Here is an 18532-nt window from a genome sequence, read left to right as displayed (position 1 = left end):
CGCCTGGGCCGACCCGCCTCGCCACCGCCATGACACAAAAACCCCTGGCCATCCTGCAAATGGGCCGCCCGCCCGAAGACCTGCGCGCCTCCCAAGGCGAACAGGGCGACTGGGTCACCGCGGCCCTCACCGGCCTGGACCTCCCGCTGACCATCGAATACCCGGCCGACGGCCACGCGCTGCCCGATCCGGCCCGCCTGCGCGGCGCCGTGCTGACCGGGTCCTGGTCCATGGTCACCGACCGCGAACCCTGGAGCGAACGCACCGCGCAGTGGCTGCGCGAGGCGCTGCATGCGCAACTGCCGCTGCTGGGCATCTGCTACGGCCACCAGTTGATGGCCCACGCCTTTGGCGGCGTGGTCGACTACCACCCCCGCGGCCGCGAGATCGGCCTGCACACGGTGCGGCGCCTGCCGGCGTCACACGACGACCCGCTGCTGGCCGGACTGCCCGACCACTTCGCCGCCCACCTGACGCACGAGCAAAGCGTGTTGCAACCGCCCGCCTCGGCCGCCGTGCTGGCCGGCACCGACCACGACCCGCACCAGATCCTGCGCTACGGTCCGCAGGCCCTGTCGGTGCAGTTCCATCCGGAATTCACGCCCGCCGTCATGGATGCCTGCCTGGCCCGGCGGCAAGACTTCCTGGCAACTCAAGGCCATGACGTCGCGGCCTTGCGGGCAGCCCTGGCGCCCACGCCCCATGCGTTGCAGATCCTGCGCGGCTTTGCCGTGGCCTGTGCCGGATGACGATACCCACGCGCGGCATTTCCCAACGCCCCTGCCCGGCCGCCCGCTTGCACTCGACGCGTGCACGTCGACTCACGCCATGACGACCCTGCTGTGGTCCCTGCCTGCCCTGGTCGTCATCGGCGCCATCGCCAGCGGCCGGCTCAACACCACCCTGGCCGCCGTGCTGGGCCTGCTGACCGCCATTCCGGTCGCGCTGTTCGCGGCGCCCGGCGCTTTCGGGGGAGGACCGCTGGGACATGCGCTGGCTCGCGGGCTATGGATCGGCGCCATCATCACGCCCTACATCCTGGGCGGCCTGCTGTTCTGGCAGATGGCCTCGCGCGCCGACCGTGGGCGCAGGCCCACCGCCACGTCGACAGGTTCACCGTCGACGCCAACGGCCGTGCCCGCCGGTCCTCACGTCACGCCACCGGCTGAGCCCGCGCCCGCGGCAGACGCCATTTCCCCCACCGACCTGCTGGCCCGTCGCCGCCTGCTGTTCTTTGCCTGCTTCCTGATCGGTCCCTTCGCCGAAGCGGCCACCGGCTTTGGCGTGGGCATGCTGGGCACGGTGCTGCTGTTACGCCCGCTGGGCTTCAAGCCGCGCGAACTGATGGTATTTGCCCTGCTCAGCCAGACACTGATCCCGTGGGGCGCCATGGGCAGCGGCACGCTGCTGGCGTCCGCCTATGCCCGCGTGCCGGCATCGCAATTGGCCCTGTACGGCATGGTGCCGGTGGCCTTGCTGATGCTGGTCTGGATGGCGCTGTTCTGGCTCACCGCGCGCCGCGCCGGCCTGCCCACGACCAAGGCGGAACAGGCTCGCGAAGCCTTGTGGATGCTGGCCAGCCTGGCGCTGCTGACCGCGGCCACCGCGCTCCTCGGTCCCGAAACCGCCTTACTTGCCGCCTACGGCCCGCTGATCGTGTTGCGCTTCGCGCTGGATCGCCGCCCCGGCCGCGCGCAGCTGCAAGACGCCGCGCTGGGCGCCCTGCCGTACATCGTCCTGATCGCCTGCCTGGTCGCCACGCGCCTGGCGCCCGCCCTGAACCACGGTCTGGCCGGCCTGGCCCGTTTCAGCCCCTACGCCGACCTGCCCAGCTGGACGCCTTTTCTGCACGCGGGCAGCTGGCTGATCGCCGGCGCCCTGCTGATGGCCGCGATTCGCCGCCAACCCGGCCTGCTGTCCACCAATGCCCGCCACGCCTGGACCACCGGCAAGCACGCCGTGCTGTCGGTCTTCCTGTTCGCCATGATGGCCGAGGTACTGGCCGGCGCCGGCATCTCGCAAGCCTTTGCCGATGGCCTGTTCCGCACCATGCAGGACTGGACCCTGCTGATGACGCCGCTTCTGGCCGGTGCCTTCGGCATCCTGGCCAACAGCGGCAATGCGCCCAACAGCCTGTTCATGCCGTCGCAACTGTCGCTGGCGCTGCACGCCGGCCTGAGCGTGCCGGCGGCGGCGGCGCTGTTGCACGTGTCCGGTACGTCAATGGGGTTCTTTTCGCCGGTGCGCATGTCGATCGCCGCGGGCCTGGCGCAAGGCCGCGGCCAGGAACGCGCGGTCTATGCACAGCTGCTGCCGTTTGCCGTGGCGGCGTTTGCGATATTGCTGGCGCTGGCCTTGCTGCTGGTGCTGGCCGGCTGACGCGCACCTACAGCGGCGACATCAGCCCCAGAAAGCCCACCACCATCAGCACGGCCGCGCCCAGCGCCAGCTCCACGATCGTATTGCGGCGAATCGCGTGCAGCGCCATCGCCCGTTGCGTGCGAATGCGCGGAATCCATCGATAGCGGTTGACCAGCGCCAGCCCCGTCATCACCAGCGCCAGCACGATTTTCGCCAACAGCAGGCGCTGATAATCCGACGCGGGGTCCACCCTACCAGCCCCAAGGATCAAGACCGCATTGGCGACGCCGCTGAAGAGCAGCACCGCCACGGCGACGTGCCCCAGCGATGAAAACCGCAACAAGGCACGCGTGGCCTCGGCCCGATTGCCCGGACGCTGCCAGGCCGCCAGCCACAACAGGAATACCGGCAGCGACCCCAGCCAGAATGCGGCAGACAGGCCATGCAGCGCGTCATTGACCGCATGCGCCGCGCCCAGCCAACCTTCGTGCATCGCCGCATGGCCGCCCAAGCTCAGCGGCGCCAGCCCCAGTGCCGCCACCCAGGCCAGCACCCAGGGCCGCCCGGGCCGCACCCACAGCACCACGGCCAGCGCCAGCACCGCGCCGAACACGCGCGGCATCCAGGCCTGGCCATATCGGGTGTGCAGCGCCACCGTGGCCAGCATGTCCGAATCCCGTAGCGCGCCCCAGTCGCCCGCGATGCTGGCGGTCTGCAATGGCAGCAGGCACAGCGCGGCCGCGACGCCGATCACCGCCGCCGCGCGCAGCGTACGCCGCAGCGCGGCTTCGGCGTCCCGCCCCAGCCGCGGCGCGCCGCCCAGGGCCAACATCGCGGCGGCGCCGAACAGCAGCACCGCCGCCGCCACGTTCAAGGCCCGGCACAGCGCAAACGCGGCAAACAGCAGGCTCATCTCAAGGCTTGACCGTGAACGTCCAGGCGCCGTCGGTCTTGTGGCCGTCCTTGGACAGCGCCTGCCATTTCACCGTATAGGCGCCGGCCGGCAGATCCTTGGGCACGGGCAGCACCAGCGTCTTGTCGTCGCCCGGCGCGGGCGCGGCCTTGGTGTTGGCGGCCGGCTTGCCGGCGGCGTCCAGCAGCGTCAGCGACGAGAACGCGGGCTCCAGGCCTTCGGAAAAGCTGGCCGTTACGGTAGCCGGCGTGGCCGCCAACACGGCCTTGTCGGCGGGCGTGGCGGTTTTCAAGTGGGCGTGGGCCCAGGCCCATTGCGGGGCGATGGCCAGCACGGCGGCAGCGATAAGGGTGGGTTTGATCATGGTGGTGCTCCTGATGAATCGGCGGCGCATCGCCGCCAAAGGGTCATGGCATAACGAGGATTCAGCGCAATGCGGCAACCGGCCGGCCATGGCCAGGCCGCAAGGGCGCACTCTGCAAACAGGAAAAAGGGTGAACCCGGCCAGAGATTCAGGCCAGAAATTCGACTCACGGAACCAGGCCGACGAATTCCAGCCCGTATTCCCGCCAGGCAATCAGCCGACCCGCGGCGGGGCGCGGGACTGCTGCGGCCGCCAGTCAGGCGCATTGCGCCAACGCGGCGCGCCATCCTCGGACGCCTGCGGCGCCGCTGGCCCCAGGTCAGGCAAGCGCCACGCCACGCCAGCCGGTGCCGGCGGGCAAGCCCCGCCCAGCATCGCGCAGGTCGACGCGCAGCAATGCGGCAGCGTGCCGCCGCCGTCCCAATCGCTATGCCCATGAGAAGACACACCCGCCTGCGGGCCTGTTGGCACGGCATCCAGCGCCACCACCCGCGGTCCGCTGGCCGTGCACAGGATGACGGTGGCGCCCTGCCCGCGCGCCACCGGCGCCGGGGCGCCAAACGCCGCAGACGCCACCAAAGACTGAAAAACCAGCAGCGCCACCGCCAGCCACGCCACCCCGCGCCGGGCGGCGGCGGACAGGCGCAAAAACGTAACAGACGGGTGCTGGCTCATGGTGCCAGGGAGCTTACGACGCCCGCCCGGGGCCCCGCAACTTCAATCTGAAGCGTCACAACTGTTATGCTCGCTCCTTTCCACATCAGAACGTGCAGCACACACTATGGGTCTAGAACAGCTCGCCGCCATCCGAGGACTGCTTTTCAAGCAGGCTCCCGAAGAAACGGCTTCCACCAAACCCGCGCGACCCGCCGCCGCCAAAGGCGACGGCACGCGTGGTGAAAAGCGCGACGACAAGCGCGGCGGCAACCGGAACGGCAAGCGTGAAGGACAGCGCGCCCCCCAACAGGCCGGCCAACAGCAGGCAGGTCAACGCCAGGCGCCGCGCGAAAAGCGCGAGACCGACGTCGATCCCGTCCTGATCGCCATTTCGCGACTGCAGCGCCAATTTCCCAAGGCATTCCCCAAGAAGCCGGCCGCCAAGGTCCCGCTCAAGCTGGGCGTGCTGGAAGACCTGCAACAGCATGCCAAGGCCTTGCAGCTCACCGCCGAAGAAATCAAGGTTGCCGTCAAGACCTGGTGCGACGGCCGTCGCTACTGGGACAGCATGGTTGAAGCCGCCGCCCGCGTCGACCTGAACGGCGAACCCGCCGGCGCCGTCACCGCCAACGAAGCGCAGCACGCCAAGCGCATGGCCTCGCGCCGCCATTCCAAGGGCGCTGCCGCCCGCGGCAAGGGCAACGCCAACAAGGCCAAGCCGCAAGCCGATGGCGCACCCGCAACGGATGCCGCTGCCCAGCAGCCGGCAACCGCCGATGCGGCCGCGCAAGCGCCGCAGGAATCGGTGAAGGCACCGGTCGACACGCAAGCACAGCAAGCCGCTGCCGAGCAATCGTCCGCACCCGTGTCCGCAGAAACGCCGGCACAAGCGCCGGCACAAGCGCCGACGCAATCGTCCGAGCAAGCGCCCGCGCAAACGCCGGAAGATTCGCAAAAGGCCAACTGACGCCTGCATCAAAAAACACCGCGGACCGCACGGCGCCTGACAAGGCGCGGTGCGGTCCGCGGTGTTTTTGGAAATCGATTACCGATCGGTCGCCAGACAACCTACCCTTGCACCGACACCGTCTCGTCTACTGGCGCGTCGGGCGCGTCTTCGTCCGAGGCCAGCGCCAATGTACGGTAAGTGACCGACATGGTTGTCACCACCACCAGGCTTGTCATCAGCACCAACGTGCTGCTGTAGAGGTAATAGCCGAAGCTGGCTTGGTGTGGCATCTGCAATACGAACGCCCTGAAAAGCTCCAACACCACGAGCAGGGGCAGGCCAGGCAGCAGCGCGACCGCCAGGAAGCGCCACTTGTTGCCCCGGGTCAACGCATGGATGCCTCGCAAGTCCACCTTGCCTGTCAACGCCGCCTGCGGCAAAGCCAGGAATACGTGGCCAAGGAAATAAAGCGGTACCCACTGCAGCACCGCGACCGGTAGCAGGATCAATATGGGCACCCCGTCGGGGCCTTTCGCCAGCGCCAAGGTCACCGCGCTGATCAACGACACGGTGAACATCAGCGCGGCACTTCCCGCTGCCGCCATGAAGTACATGCGCTCCGGCCGGCCCACCGTGAGGCCGCCGCGCGGAGTTTCATCGAGCAGGATGTACCGGTGCCACGCCACGGCCGACAACACCGGCCCGACCATGCCGACCAGCCAGCCGGCCAATTCCAGCAGCAGGCTGTGTTGCACCTCGGCCAGATAGCCCAGATGCAAGCTCACGCAAGTGCCCACGAACAGGATCGCGGCCAACTGGGGCGCCGCCGCGAGCATTTTCCCGCCGTGATCGCCCAGATAGTTGTATGTTTCGCGGACAACCCGCCATACCGGTAGTTTTTTCTGCAATCTGTACTCCGTTGCTTGTGCGGCTTTGCGCCGAAATGCCCTCGCGCCGTAGCGCGAAGGGTTCATACAAACAACGACAGTATGCAACAAAACTTAATAAATCGATTGCCGGGCCGCACGGACGCAGGTTAATCCAGTCTGATATCCGCGCTGGCCACCACCTTGGCCCAACGCGCCCGCTCGCTGCTGAAGAACTGCGCCAATTCCGCGGGATTGCGCACCACGATCTCGGCGCCCTGCTCGTTCAGCTGCGACTTCACGTCGGGCTGGTTGACGATCTGCCCCATCAGCGTGGCCAACAGGTTCGCGGTCTTGTCCGTGGCCGTCACCGGCGCCATCACCCCTTGCCAGGTGCCGGATTCGAACCCCGCCACGCCCTGCTCGGAAATCGTCGGAATGTCGGCCACCAGCTGCATGCGTTCCTTCTTGGAAACCGCAATGGCGCGCAGCTTGCCGCCCTTGATGTGCGGCAGGGTTGCCAGCAGGCCGTTCATGATGACCTGCGTCTGCCCGCCGATCGTGTCCGTCACCGCCTGCGACCCGCCCTTGTACGGCACGTATTCCCACTGCGCGCCGGTGGCCTGCTGCACAGCCACCGCGGCCAGGTGCGGCGCGCTGCCGATGGCGGTCACGGCGAAGTTCAATCGCTGTTTCTTGGACAGCGCCACCAGTTCCGGCACCGTCTTGGCCGGCACGTCCGGATGCACCGCCAGCACGTGCGGCGAATACGCCAGCATGCCCACCGATCGCAGGTCCTTGGACGGATCGAACGACAACTTGGTATAGACCGACGGGCTGATCGCCAGCGCGCCCACGTCGCACAGCAGCACGGTATGGCCTTCCTGGGCCGACTGCACCACGATGCCCGCCCCCAGGTTGCCGTTGGCGCCGGGCTTGTTCTCGACCACCACGGTCTGCTTGAGCGCTTCGGCCAGCCGCGGCGCGATGACCCGCGCGATGATGTCCGACGAGCCGCCGGGCGGGTACGGCACCACGATGCGCACGGGCCGGGTGGGCCAGGCGTCGGCCTGGGCCCAGGCCGGGGTGATGCGCGCCAGCCCCAGCGCGGCGGCGCCGGCCAGCAGATGCCTTCTGTTTGAATCCATGTTGTCTCCGTTGTTGTAGAAGCCCGCGCCTCGATGGGCCGGTGCCAGGTGGTGTCAGGCCCGCTCCACGGCAAGCCCGTCGAAACCAAAAGGGTCAGGCGTGCACGCGTGCCGAGTGCATGCCGCCGCGCCCGAAACGCCAGCGCCTCAGGTCACCGGCCCCGGGTTGAACAAGGCCAGCGCGTTGTGCAGCTTGAGTTTTTCGGCGCAGGTCTGGCGGCGGCCGCTGGCCACGTCCAGCATCAGGCGGAACAGTTCCCAGCCCACGTCTTCGATGCGGGCCTGGCCGGTGGCAATGCGGCCGGCGTCCACGTCCATCAGGTCGTGCCAGCGCCGCGCCAGGTCGCTGCGGGTGGCGACCTTGATGACCGGCACCTGCGCCAAGCCGTAAGGCGTGCCGCGCCCCGTGGTGAAGATGTGCAGGTTCATGCCGGCCGCCAGTTGCAGCGTGCCGCAGATGAAATCGCTGGCCGGCGTGGCCGCGAAGATCAGGCCCTTGCGCGTCAGCCGGTCGCCCGGCGACAGCACGCCGTCGATGTTCGACGAGCCGGATTTCACGATCGAGCCCATGGCCTTTTCGACAATGTTGGACAGCCCGCCCTTCTTGTTGCCAGGGCTGGTGTTGGCGCTGCGGTCGGCGCTGCCGCGTTGCAGGTAATCGTCGTACCAGGCCATCTCGCGCACCAGCGCCTCGGCCACTTCCGGCGTGGCGGCGCGCGCCGTCAGTTGGTCGATGCCGTCGCGCACCTCCGTGTTCTCGGAAAACATCACCGCGGCCCCCGCGCGCACCAGCAGGTCGGCCGCAAAACCCACCGCCGGGTTCGCCGTCACCCCCGAAAACGCATCGCTGCCGCCGCACTGCACGCCCACCACCAGGTCAGACGCCGGACAGGTCTCGCGCCGGCGCTGGTTCAGCTTTTCCAGGTGGCGTTCGGCGGTGCGCATGATGTTGTCGATCATGGATTCGAAGCCCACGTGCTCGTCGTCCTGCAGCACGATGGTGTCCACGCCGTCCGGGTCCCCACCCGCCATGCCCTGGCCCGCCCGGATCGGAATCGCGCCGGGCGCCAGAAGGCGTTCGGGCTGCAGCTTTTCGCAGCCCAGGCTGACCACCATGGTGGTGCCGCCAAAGTTCGGGTTGCGGGCAATGTTGTGCAACGTGCGCACCGGAATCGCCGCGCCCGGCGCATCGATCGCCACGCCGCAGCCGTAGGTGTGTTCCAGCCCCACCACGTCGTCCACATTCGGATAGCGCGGCAGCAGCTCGCGCCGGATGCGCGCCACGGCGTGTTCCACCACGCCCTGCACGCATTGCACCGTGGTGCTGATGGCCAGGATGTTGCGCGTGCCCACCGTGCCGTCGGCGTTGCGGTAGCCCTGGAAGGTATAGCCGTCCAGCGGCGGCAGCGGCGCCGTGCGGCGCGTACCCACCGGCAAGTCCTGCAGGGAGCGGGCGGTGGGCATCGTCGTGACGCGTTCATTGACCCAGCTGCCGCGCGGCAGTGCCTTGGCCGCGTAACCCACCACCACGTTGTAGCGCCGCACCGCCTCGCCCTCGGCCAGGTCCTGCAACGCCACCTTGTGACCCTGCGGCACCGTGTCGACCAGCACCAGGCCGTCCGGCAGCGTGGTGCCCGCCGGCAAGCCGCCGTCGTTGGCCACGATGGCGACGTTGTCCTGGGGGTGGATCTGGATAAGCACGGGCGCTTGGCCTGCCGCGAGCTGCATTCGGGTCTCCTGATGTTGTTCGGCGCCGTCGACACCGACGCCCATACGTTATCGTACAACCAAGAGAATAGTTGCTGCCGATTGCTTCGATGAATTGCGGATTTCCCCAAGGCTGTTCTACGCCTCATAGGGAAACTCGTCTTGAAGCGTTAAAAATCATGTTGTACGATGACGTACCTATTCACCGCGACCGACTCGGTAGACCTTCCGCCGGCGCGTCGCCCGCCTCACAGGGAACCCCGCCCATGACCACGCCGCAGGAACTCAAGGAAATCGTCTCGGAAGGCTTGCTGTCCTTTCCCGTCACCGATTTCGACCAGAATGGCGACTTCAACGCCAAGACCTATGCCCAACGCCTGGAATGGCTGGCCCCCTACGGCGCCACGGCCCTGTTCGCGGCCGGCGGCACGGGTGAGTTCTTCTCGCTGGCCCCGTCCGAATATTCCGACGTCATCCGCACCGCGGTGAATACCTGCGCCGGCAAAGTGCCGATCCTGGCGGGCGCTGGCGGCCCCACCCGCGTCGCCATCGCCTACGCACAGGAAGCCGAGCGCCTGGGCGCCAAGGGCGTGCTGCTGTTGCCGCACTACCTGACCGAAGCCTCGCAGCAAGGCATCCTTGACCACGTCGAACAGGTCTGCAAATCGGTCAAGATCGGCGTCATCGTCTACAACCGCGCGCAATCGCGTCTGTCGGCCGACAGCCTGGCCCTGCTGGCCGACCGCTGCCCCAACCTGGTGGGCTTCAAGGACGGCGTCGGCGACATCGAAGCCATGGTCCGCATCCGCCGCAAACTGGGCGACCGCTTCTCGTACCTGGGCGGCCTGCCCACCGCCGAGGTCTACGCTGCGGCGTACAAGGCCCTGGGCGTGCCGGTGTATTCGTCGGCCGTCTTCAACTTCGTACCCAAGACCGCGATGGACTTCTATCGCGCCATTGCCGCGCACGATCACGACACCACCAACCGCCTGCTGGACGAGTTCTTCCTGCCCTACCTGGAAATCCGCAACCGCTGCGCCGGCTACGCCGTCAGCATCGTCAAGGCCGGCGCCAAGCTGGTCGGCCACGATGCCGGCCCGGTCCGCGCCCCACTGACGGACCTGAAGCCCGACGAGCTGGAAGCGCTGAACGCTCTGATCAAAAAACTCGGCCCCCAATAACCCCGCCTTGCAGCCACGCCTGCCCGCCCCCTGCCTGGGGGCGTTTTCATTCGGAGAATCACGCATGACTTTGACCGGCAACATGTTGATCGGCGCCAGCGCCATCAAGGGCACCGGCGCCCCGCAGCACGCCATCAATCCCGCCAACGGCCAGGCCCTGGAACCCGGCTTTCCCGCCGGCACCGCGCAAGACGTGGCCCGCGCCGCCGAGCTGGCCCAGGCCGCCTTCGACACCTACCGCGCCGCGCCCCTGGAAACCCGCGCGCAGTTCCTGGAAAGCATCGCCGACGGCATCCTGCAGCTGGGCGACGCGCTGATCGAGCGCACCCATCTGGAAACCGGCCTGCCGCTGGCCCGCCTGCAAGGCGAGCGCGGCCGCACCGTCGGCCAGCTGCGCCTGTTTGCCCGCGTGGTGCGCGACGGCTACTTCCTGGACGCCACCATCGACCCCGCCCAGCCCGACCGCCAACCCTTGCCGCGCGCCGACCTGCGCCTGGCCAACGTGCCGCTGGGCCCGGTCGCCGTGTTCGGCGCCAGCAACTTCCCGCTGGCCTTCTCGGTGGCAGGCGGCGACACCGCATCGGCCCTGGCGGCCGGCTGCCCCGTCATCGTCAAGGCCCACAACGCCCATCCCGGCACCTCGGAAATGGTCGGCCGCGTGATCCAGCAGGCCGTTGCCAAGCACGGCCTGCCCGAAGGCACGTTCTCGCTGCTCTTTGGCGCCGGCAATGAAATCGGCACCGCGCTGGCCACCCATCCGGCCATCACCGCGGTCGGCTTCACCGGCTCGCGCCGCGGCGGCCTGGCGCTGGTCGCCGCCGCCAACGCCCGCCCCGTGCCGATTCCCGTGTACGCCGAGATGTCCAGCATCAACCCGGTATTCCTGCTGCCGGCGGCCCTGGAAACGCGCGCCGAGGCCATCGCAAAGGGCTTTGTCGACTCGCTGGTGATGGGCGTGGGCCAGTTCTGCACCAACCCGGGCCTGGTCATCGGCATCGAAGGCCCGGCGCTGGAACGCTTCCGCCAGGCCGCCGCGCAAGCTGTCCAGGCCAAGGGCGCGGCCACCATGCTGACGCCCGGCATCTTCTCGGCCTACGCGCAGGGCGAACAGGCCCTGGCCGGCCACGCCAGCGTCGCCACGCTGGGCCGCGGCCAAGCCTCAAAGCCTGCCGCCAACGCCGCCGGCCCTGCCGTCTTCGGCACCGATGCCGCCCGTTTCCTGGCATCGCCCGAACTCGAAGCCGAAGTCTTCGGCCCGGCGTCCCTCGTCGTGGGCTGCCGCGATGCCGCCGAGATGCGCGCCGTGGCCGAACACCTGGAAGGCCAGCTGACCGCCACGCTATTTGTGGACGACGCCGACACCGATGCGGCGCGCGCGCTGCTGCCCGTGTTGGAACGCAAGGCCGGCCGCATCCTGGCCAACGGCTACCCCACCGGCGTCGAAGTCAGCCACGCCATGGTGCACGGCGGCCCCTTCCCGGCCACGTCCAATCCTGCCTCGACCTCGGTCGGCGCCACCGCCATCCGCCGCTTCCTGCGCCCGGTCTGCTACCAGGACCTGCCCGATGCGCTGCTGCCCGATGGCGTCAAGCGCGCCAATCCGCTGAACCTGCCGCGCATGGTGGACGGGGTCATCGCCGTCTGACGCGTCCTGCATTCGGCCAAAGCGGGCGGCGATGAGCCGCCCGTTTTTTTGAAGTGCTGGTTCCCTCGATGCGGCCACGCGGGGTTTGCCTCGGCATCTGCTTCAGATGCTGCTTCGTTGGCGGCTGTCTCCCGCGCTTCACTTGGTGCCACATGTTGTACGACAACATCAGCGAGCTGATTTACTGCTTTGCCCGCTCATCTTGTATGTTGTACGATGACATACATCTACTGATCTTTCTTCCTACCGTCCTCACCGACGGCTTTTTCTCGCAATCACGGACCCAGGTATGACCACTCCCCAGGAACTCAAGGCCATCGTCTCGGAAGGCCTGTTGTCCTTCCCCGTTACCGACTTCGACCAGAACGGCGATTTCAACGCCAAGACCTATGCCCAGCGCCTGGAATGGCTGGCCCCCTACGGCGCCACCGCCCTGTTCGCGGCCGGCGGCACGGGTGAGTTCTTCTCGCTGGCGCCGTCCGAGTATTCCGATGTCATCCGCACCGCCGTGAATACCTGCGCCGGCAAAGTGCCGATCCTGGCGGGCGCGGGCGGCCCCACTCGCGTGGCCATCGCCTATGCACAGGAAGCCGAACGCCTGGGCGCCAAGGGCGTGCTGCTGTTGCCGCACTACCTCACCGAAGCCTCGCAACAAGGCATCCTCGACCACGTCGAACAGGTCTGCAAATCGGTCAAGATCGGCGTCATCGTCTACAACCGCGCGCAATCGCGTCTGTCGGCCGACAGCCTGGCCCTGCTGGCCGACCGTTGCCCCAACCTGGTGGGCTTCAAAGACGGCATCGGCGACATCGAAGCCATGGTCCGCATCCGCCGCAAGCTGGGCGACCGTTTCTCGTACCTGGGCGGCCTGCCCACCGCCGAGGTCTATGCCGCGGCCTACAAGGCCCTGGGCGTGCCGGTGTATTCGTCGGCCGTCTTCAACTTCGTGCCCAAGACCGCGATGGACTTCTACCGCGCCGTCGCCGCGCACGACCACGACACGACCAACCGCCTGCTGGACGAGTTCTTCCTGCCCTACCTGGAAATCCGCAACCGCTGCGCCGGCTACGCCGTCAGCATCGTCAAGGCCGGCGCCAAGCTGGTCGGCCACGATGCGGGTCCTGTGCGCGCCCCGCTGACGGACCTGAAGCCCGACGAGCTGGAAATGCTCAACGCGCTGATCAAGAAGCTGGGCCCGCAGTAAAGGCCAACACGTCAATCAGCCACGGCCAGCAGATGTACCGGCTGCGCTGATTGAGCGGGTCAAACCACAGAAATAGATAAGGGCCGCAAGAATGCGGCCCTTATCTATTGCGAGGCGATCACGGGGGCGACGCTCGACGCATCACTCCAATCATTGCGCCCTCACCCCACCGACGGCTGGTTCAGCACCGCCAACATCTGTTCCAGGCGCGCGTGCTCCTGGTCGGCGAATTCCCACTTCGGATACTTGGTGCGCGCCCGCGCATTCAGCCACAGCTGATCCGCAATGGCCGCCTTGGCCAGGCCCAGCAATTCGGCATCGATACGGCCGGCGATCTTCAGTTGCCCGAACGCCGTCGCCACGATCGCCCGGCATTCGCCCTGGAAAAAGCGTTCGTGCATGTCGTCTTCATCCAGCCACTGCGTCCTGGCGTCCAGGTCATGGCGAATGCGATCCCAGGGCACGTCCAGCCCCCAGTCGGCCAGAAACTCATTCATGAACTTGACGATGCCGCGGCCGCTCTTGTTCTCGCCGTACCAGTCCTGCAGGCCGCTCAACGCATCATTGCCGTCATCGCTGCCAAACGGGCTGAAATCGTCGGCGCAGTCGTAGTAGAAGTCATCGCCGGCCAGCGCCACGAAGTTGGGATGGCTGGTTTCCCGCGCCAGGCCTTCGTCTTCATCGTCAAAGTACAGATCGTTCTTCGGCATCGTGCGTGGGTTCCATTTTTTGTGTGTGTCGGAAGGGGCATGATAAGCCAGTCCCCCAATTCCTCTCCTGTATGCTGTCATACGGCCCCGGCCGTTTATCATTAGGCCTTCGTCCCCCGGCACCACACCCCAAAAAGAGACAATGGAAAATCCCCGGCCCCGCCCGCGTTCGCGCTTGACCGACGTCGTGATCGACGAACTGACCAAGCGCCTGGACGCCCGGCAGTACCGCCCTGGCGACAAGCTGCCGTCCGAACACGCGCTGTGCGCCGAGTTCGACGTCAGCCGCACCGTCATCCGCGAAGCCGTGGCCTCGATGCGCCTGAGCGGCCGGCTGGTCAGCAAGGCCGGCATCGGCGTCTTCGTCACCGAAGACCGCGAAAAACCCATCGACTTCGTCGTGGCGCCGGCAGGCGACCCGCGCTGGGCCCTGCACATCATGGAATTGCGCGCCGGCCTCGAGGTCGAGGCCTGTGGGCTGGCGGCAGAGCGCCGCAGCGCCGCCGACCTGAGCGGCATCGTCGAGGCGTTCGACGCCTTCAACCGCGCCACCCGCGACATGGAAGCCGCCGTCAAGGCCGACTACGAATTCCACCTGTCCATCGCCCGCGCGTCCAACAACCCGCACTTTCCGGCGCTGCTGCAGGCCGCGGTGCGCGACGTCATGCTGGACCTGAACATCAAGCACGGCGGCAAGACGCCCGAAGAACTCGAAACCTACGAAACCCGCAACGTGCAGGAACACGAGGCCATCCTGACGGCCATCATGCGCCGCGACCCCGGCGCCGCCCGCGCCGCCATGGCCCGCCACCTGGGCGACAGCATCGCCCGCTACCGCAAGCTGCTGTCGCACCCGCCCGCCTGATCGCGGGCGGCCACGCCCTTTGCCTTGTGGGAAGCGCTCAAAGCATCCCGCCAAAAGATCACGACAGGCATCTGCTCTGAGTCGCCCCCGGCGCCCCGCAGGCGCCATATAACCCGCGGCTTCCCCCAAATTACGGGAATCCCCTTACTTGCTCACTTGTATGATGGCTGCCATCATACATCTCATGAGTTCGTAACGCCCGTCAGTGACAGCCGCCGCTCGGGATCCGTTACGCAAGACCTGCCGTCCAAGTGCCGCCGATGACCACGTTGCCTGCCCTGCGCCCGACCTTCCAACGCTACGCCACCCGTATTCACCGGTAGCCGCCCGTCTGGAAAGCCGCTGCCGCGACCTCGCTGCATCCCTCGCTTTCCCCTCTCCCGTCCGTACTCGTACACACCGCCGCCTCTGCCCGACAGGCGTGGGGCGCGTTGTCGCGCGTCCGGTCTTTGCCCTTCGCTTCGTCCTACCCCCTCCCCTGGAGAACACTTTCATGCGCAAGTTCCTGACCACCGCCGTCGCGGCGACCCTGCTGTGCGTGGCGTCCGGCGCCCAAGCCGGCGTCACCTTCGAAGCCGTCAAGAAAAAAGGCTTCCTGCAATGCGGCTTTGCCGGCATTCCCGGTTTCTCGGTGCTGGACAGCAAGGGCGAATGGACCGGCCTGGACGTGGACATGTGCCGCGCCGTGGCCGCCGCGATGTTCGGCGACGCATCCAAGGTCAAGGGCAACGTGCTGACCGCCCAGGCCAAGTTCACCGCCTTGCAGTCCGGTGAAATCGACATGCTGTCGCGCAACACCACCCAGACCCTGACGCGCGACACCACGCTGGGCCTGATCGGCGTGGGCGTGAACTTCTATGACGCCCAGGGCCTGATCGTGAAGAAGTCCATGAACGTGAAGACGGTCAAGGAACTGGACGGCGCCACCGTCTGCGTGCAGCCCGGCACCACCACCGAACTGAACCTGGCCGACTACTTCCGCGCCCGCGGCATCACCTTCAAGCCGGTGCTGGTCGAGAACTACGACGAAAACTTCCGCCTGCTGGAATCGGGCCGCTGCGACGCCTACACCAACGACAAGTCCAACACCGCCGCCAACATGCGCACGCGCCTGGCCAAGCCCGACGACTGGGAAATCCTGCCGGAAAACCTGTCCAAGGAACCGCTGGGCCCCATGGTGCGCCAGGGCGACGAACAGTGGTTCAACGTGGTGCGCTGGTCGCTCAACGCCATGCTGGAAGCCGAGGAATACGGCATCACGTCCAAGAACGTCGACGACATGCTCAAGAGCACCAACCCCAACGTGCAGCGCATCCTGGGCGTGACGCCCGGCATGGGCAAGAACCTGGGGCTGGACGACAAGTGGGCCTACAACATCATCAAACAGGTCGGCAACTACGGCGAAAGCTATGACCGCGCCATGGGCAAGGACAGCCCCCTGAAGCTGGACCGCGGCCTGAACAAGCTGTGGACGCAAGGCGGCCTGATGTACGGCTGGCCGGTGCGTTGATGCCCAGGCTCGCCTTGCCCGCAGGCAAGGCGGGCCGCCCCGCGGCCAGGCCGGATCCGCCCGCCTGGCCGTGCCATACGTTTTCCTTGATTTTCGCGGGGCCGGCGGGTGTGCCGGCCACCGCCTTTTTTCAGAAGCAGTCACCATGAACAGCATCGTCAACGCCCGCCTCAAGCAGATCAAACCTTCCCCCAGCATGGCCGCCAAGATCGTCGTCGACGAACTGCGCCGCGCCGGCCGCGAGATCGCCGACTTCACCCTGGGCGAGCCCGACATGCCCACGCCTGCCCACATCGCGCGCGCCGGGCAGGCCGCCATTGCCGGCGGCGACATCCGCTACACCAGCCCCAACGGCACGCCGGGCCTGCGCCGCGCCATCGCCAACAGCCTGGAACTGACGCTGGGCGCCAAGTACGGCCTGGACCAGATCACCGTGGGCGCCGGCGCCAAGCAGATCATCAGCGCGGCGCTCACCGCCAGCCTGGAACCCGGCGACGAAGTGATCGTGTGCGCGCCGTACTGGGTCTCGTACCCGGACATGGTGCTGCTCAACGAAGGCAAACCCGTCGTCGCGGCCGGCCCGGAATCGCAGGGCTTCAAGCTGGATGCTGCCACGCTGGAAGCCGCCATCACGCCGCGCACCCGCTGGCTGATCCTGAATTCGCCCAGCAACCCCAGCGGCGCCGTCTACAGCCGCGCCGAAATGCGCGCCCTGACCGACGTGCTGCTGCGCCATCCGCGCGTCTGGATTCTCAGCGACGAGATCTACGCGCCCTTCTGCTATGGCAATGAGCCGCACGTGTCACCCGTGCAGGTGGAACCGCAACTGGCCGACCGCACGCTGATCGTCAACGGCATGTCCAAGTCGTACGCCATGACCGGTTGGCGCGTGGGCTACGGCGCCGGCCCGGCCGACCTGGTCAAGGCCATGAGCACCGTGATGTCGCAAAGCACCAGCTGCCCCAGCGCCATCTCGCAAGCCGCCGCCCAGGCCGCCCTGGAAGGCGACCAGACCAGCGTCACCGACATGGTTGCCATCTTCAAGGACCGCCGCGACCTGATCGTGCGCCGCCTGAACGCCATTCCCGGCATCTCGTGCGCCACGCCCGACGGCGCCTTCTATGTCTACGCCAACGTCAGCGGCCTGATCGGCCGCACCGGCCCCGACGGCGAACTGAAGACCGACCTGGACGTCAGCCTGTTCTTCCTACGCCAGGCCGGCGTGGCCGTGATCGACGGCGGCTCGTACGGCCTGTCGCCCTACGTGCGCTTCTCGTTCGCCACCGCCACCGAGGTGATCGAGCAAGGCATGGACCGCCTGGCCGCCGCGGTCAGCGCGCTGATGGCGGGCTGAACCGTGGGTAAAGCAAGTTCCGCCACCGCGCGACGCGCGCCGCGCCGCTGGTCCTGGAGCGACCCCGCCACCCGCGCCCTGGCCTACCAGGCCCTGGCGCTGGCCCTGGCGGGGTCGGCCATCTGGTTCCTGGTCCACAACACCCTGCAAAACCTGGCGCTGCGCAACATCGCCACCGGCTTTGGCTTCCTGACGCGCGAAGCGGGCTTCGCCATCGGCGAATCGCCCATCGCCTACGGCCCGGCCGACACCTACGGCTGCGCCATCGCCGTCGGCATCCTGAACACGCTGCGCGTCGGCCTGATCGCCCTGGTCGCGGCCACCGCGCTGGGGGTGCTGATCGGCGTGGGCCGCCTGTCCAGGAACTGGCTGGTGGCCCGCCTGGCCTCGATCTACGTCGAAGTCATGCGCAACGTGCCGCTGCTGTTGCAGCTGTTCTTCTGGTACGCGCTCATTACCGAGAACATGCCCGGCCCGCGCCAGGCGCACCATCCGCTGCCGGGCGTGTTCATTTCCAACCGCGGCCTGAAGGTGCCAGGGCTGGAAGGCGCCTCGCTGGATGGGGTGCTGGGCGGACTGGGCCTGGCGATTGTCGCCATTCTGTTCCTGGGCCACTGGGGCAAACAGCGCCAGGAAGCCACTGGCCGGCCGTTTCCGCTGGGACGCTTCGCCATCGGCCTGTTGATCGGCCTGCCGGTCGTGGGCTGGCTGGCCAGCGGCGCCTCGCTGACGCTGGACATGCCCGAACTGAAGGGCTTCAACTTCTCGGGCGGGCTGACCCTGACGCCCGAATTCGCCGCCCTGCTGCTGGGCCTGGTGATCTACACCGCCGCCTTCATCGCCGAAGTCGTGCGCTCGGGCATCCAGGCGGTCGGCAACGGCCAATGGGAAGCCGCGGGTGCGCTGGGCCTGCGCCGGCCCCTGGCGCTGCGCCTGGTGGTGTTGCCGCAAGCGCTGCGCGTCATCATCCCGCCCATGACCAGCCAGTACCTGAACCTGTTGAAGAACAGTTCCCTGGCGGTGGCCATCGGCTATCCGGACATCGTGTCGGTGGTGAACACCACGCTGAACCAGACCGGCCAGGCCATCGAGGGCATT

The 18532-nt window shown here is 67.5% G+C and carries 17 protein-coding genes; 10 read left to right on the top strand and 7 right to left on the bottom strand.

Going from position 1 to position 18532, the window contains the following annotated elements:
• Both U858_RS0131550 and U858_RS0131545 read left to right on the top strand, forming a co-directional pair.
• Positions 1-749: glutamine amidotransferase (locus U858_RS0131550; protein ID WP_369797759.1), on the top strand; the 749-nt coding region annotated here is incomplete at its 5' end.
• 79 nt (positions 750-828) lie between these two features.
• Positions 829-2379, top strand: coding sequence for a hypothetical protein (locus tag U858_RS0131545; protein WP_025141101.1), 1551 nt, complete (start codon positions 829-831; stop codon positions 2377-2379).
• 7 nt (positions 2380-2386) lie between these two features.
• On the opposite strand, the gene copD is transcribed toward U858_RS0131545, so the two are convergent.
• The 3 genes from copD to U858_RS0131530 form a co-directional block, all read right to left on the bottom strand.
• Positions 2387-3274 carry a copper homeostasis membrane protein CopD gene (gene copD, locus U858_RS0131540; protein WP_025141100.1) on the bottom strand — a complete coding sequence of 296 codons (888 nt, stop codon included), beginning with the start codon at positions 3272-3274 and terminating at the stop codon, positions 2387-2389.
• A gap of 1 nt (position 3275) precedes the next feature.
• The gene (gene copC / locus U858_RS0131535) at positions 3276-3638 is read right to left on the bottom strand and encodes a copper homeostasis periplasmic binding protein CopC (RefSeq protein WP_025141099.1); all 363 of its coding nucleotides are present in this window, start codon (positions 3636-3638) and stop codon (positions 3276-3278) included.
• A 213-nt stretch (positions 3639-3851) separates the two neighbouring features.
• On the bottom strand, positions 3852-4313 hold the full coding sequence (locus U858_RS0131530; RefSeq protein WP_232786644.1) for a hypothetical protein: 462 nt from the start codon (positions 4311-4313) through the stop codon (positions 3852-3854).
• Positions 4314-4419: 106 nt separating this feature from the next.
• Between U858_RS0131530 and U858_RS0131525 the strand changes: the two genes are divergently transcribed.
• Complete coding sequence (locus U858_RS0131525; RefSeq protein WP_025141097.1) at positions 4420-5262, top strand: ProQ/FinO family protein; 843 nt, start codon at positions 4420-4422, stop codon at positions 5260-5262.
• Between the two features lie 101 nt (positions 5263-5363).
• Here U858_RS0131525 and U858_RS0131520 read toward each other — a convergent pair whose 3' ends face one another.
• The 3 genes from U858_RS0131520 to garD all read right to left on the bottom strand — a co-directional run bounded on the left by U858_RS0131520 (position 5364) and on the right by garD (position 8986).
• On the bottom strand, positions 5364-6152 hold the full coding sequence (locus U858_RS0131520) for a hypothetical protein (protein ID WP_157838886.1): 789 nt from the start codon (positions 6150-6152) through the stop codon (positions 5364-5366).
• Positions 6153-6280: 128 nt separating this feature from the next.
• The gene (locus U858_RS0131515; protein ID WP_025141095.1) at positions 6281-7258 is read right to left on the bottom strand and encodes a tripartite tricarboxylate transporter substrate binding protein; all 978 of its coding nucleotides are present in this window, start codon (positions 7256-7258) and stop codon (positions 6281-6283) included.
• Positions 7259-7405: 147 nt separating this feature from the next.
• Complete coding sequence (garD, locus tag U858_RS0131510; protein WP_025141094.1) at positions 7406-8986, bottom strand: galactarate dehydratase; 1581 nt, start codon at positions 8984-8986, stop codon at positions 7406-7408.
• 245 nt (positions 8987-9231) lie between these two features.
• Between garD and kdgD (U858_RS0131505) the strand changes: the two genes are divergently transcribed.
• The 3 genes from kdgD (U858_RS0131505) to kdgD (U858_RS0131490) all read left to right on the top strand — a co-directional run bounded on the left by kdgD (U858_RS0131505) (position 9232) and on the right by kdgD (U858_RS0131490) (position 12995).
• Entirely contained in the window at positions 9232-10146 is a 915-nt protein-coding gene (kdgD, locus tag U858_RS0131505) for a 5-dehydro-4-deoxyglucarate dehydratase (RefSeq protein ID WP_025141093.1), read from the top strand.
• Positions 10147-10210: 64 nt separating this feature from the next.
• Positions 10211-11791, top strand: a complete 1581-nt coding sequence (locus tag U858_RS0131500) for an aldehyde dehydrogenase (NADP(+)) (RefSeq protein WP_025141092.1) — start codon at positions 10211-10213, stop codon at positions 11789-11791.
• 289 nt (positions 11792-12080) lie between these two features.
• Positions 12081-12995, top strand: a complete 915-nt coding sequence (kdgD, locus tag U858_RS0131490) for a 5-dehydro-4-deoxyglucarate dehydratase (RefSeq protein WP_025141090.1) — start codon at positions 12081-12083, stop codon at positions 12993-12995.
• 161 nt (positions 12996-13156) lie between these two features.
• On the opposite strand, the gene U858_RS0131485 is transcribed toward kdgD (U858_RS0131490), so the two are convergent.
• A complete protein-coding gene (locus tag U858_RS0131485) occupies positions 13157-13705 on the bottom strand; it encodes a MolR family transcriptional regulator (protein ID WP_025141089.1) in 549 nt (182 codons plus the stop codon).
• A gap of 142 nt (positions 13706-13847) precedes the next feature.
• Here U858_RS0131485 and U858_RS0131480 point away from each other — a divergent pair, with 142 nt between their 5' ends.
• From U858_RS0131480 to U858_RS0131465, 4 genes are all read left to right on the top strand, one after another.
• Entirely contained in the window at positions 13848-14570 is a 723-nt protein-coding gene (locus U858_RS0131480; protein ID WP_025141088.1) for a FadR/GntR family transcriptional regulator, read from the top strand.
• A gap of 493 nt (positions 14571-15063) precedes the next feature.
• Entirely contained in the window at positions 15064-16080 is a 1017-nt protein-coding gene (locus U858_RS0131475) for an amino acid ABC transporter substrate-binding protein (protein ID WP_025141087.1), read from the top strand.
• Between the two features lie 145 nt (positions 16081-16225).
• Entirely contained in the window at positions 16226-17434 is a 1209-nt protein-coding gene (locus U858_RS0131470; protein ID WP_025141086.1) for an aminotransferase class I/II-fold pyridoxal phosphate-dependent enzyme, read from the top strand.
• Between the two features lie 3 nt (positions 17435-17437).
• Positions 17438-18532: amino acid ABC transporter permease (locus U858_RS0131465; RefSeq protein ID WP_025141085.1), on the top strand; the 1095-nt coding region annotated here is incomplete at its 3' end.

This window comes from Achromobacter sp. DH1f (genome assembly GCF_000633435.1).
GTDB classification, from domain to species: domain Bacteria; phylum Pseudomonadota; class Gammaproteobacteria; order Burkholderiales; family Burkholderiaceae_B; genus Achromobacter; species Achromobacter deleyi.
The sequence above is the reverse complement of the archived record's forward strand: the minus strand, read 5'-3'. Positions and strand labels throughout refer to the sequence as shown.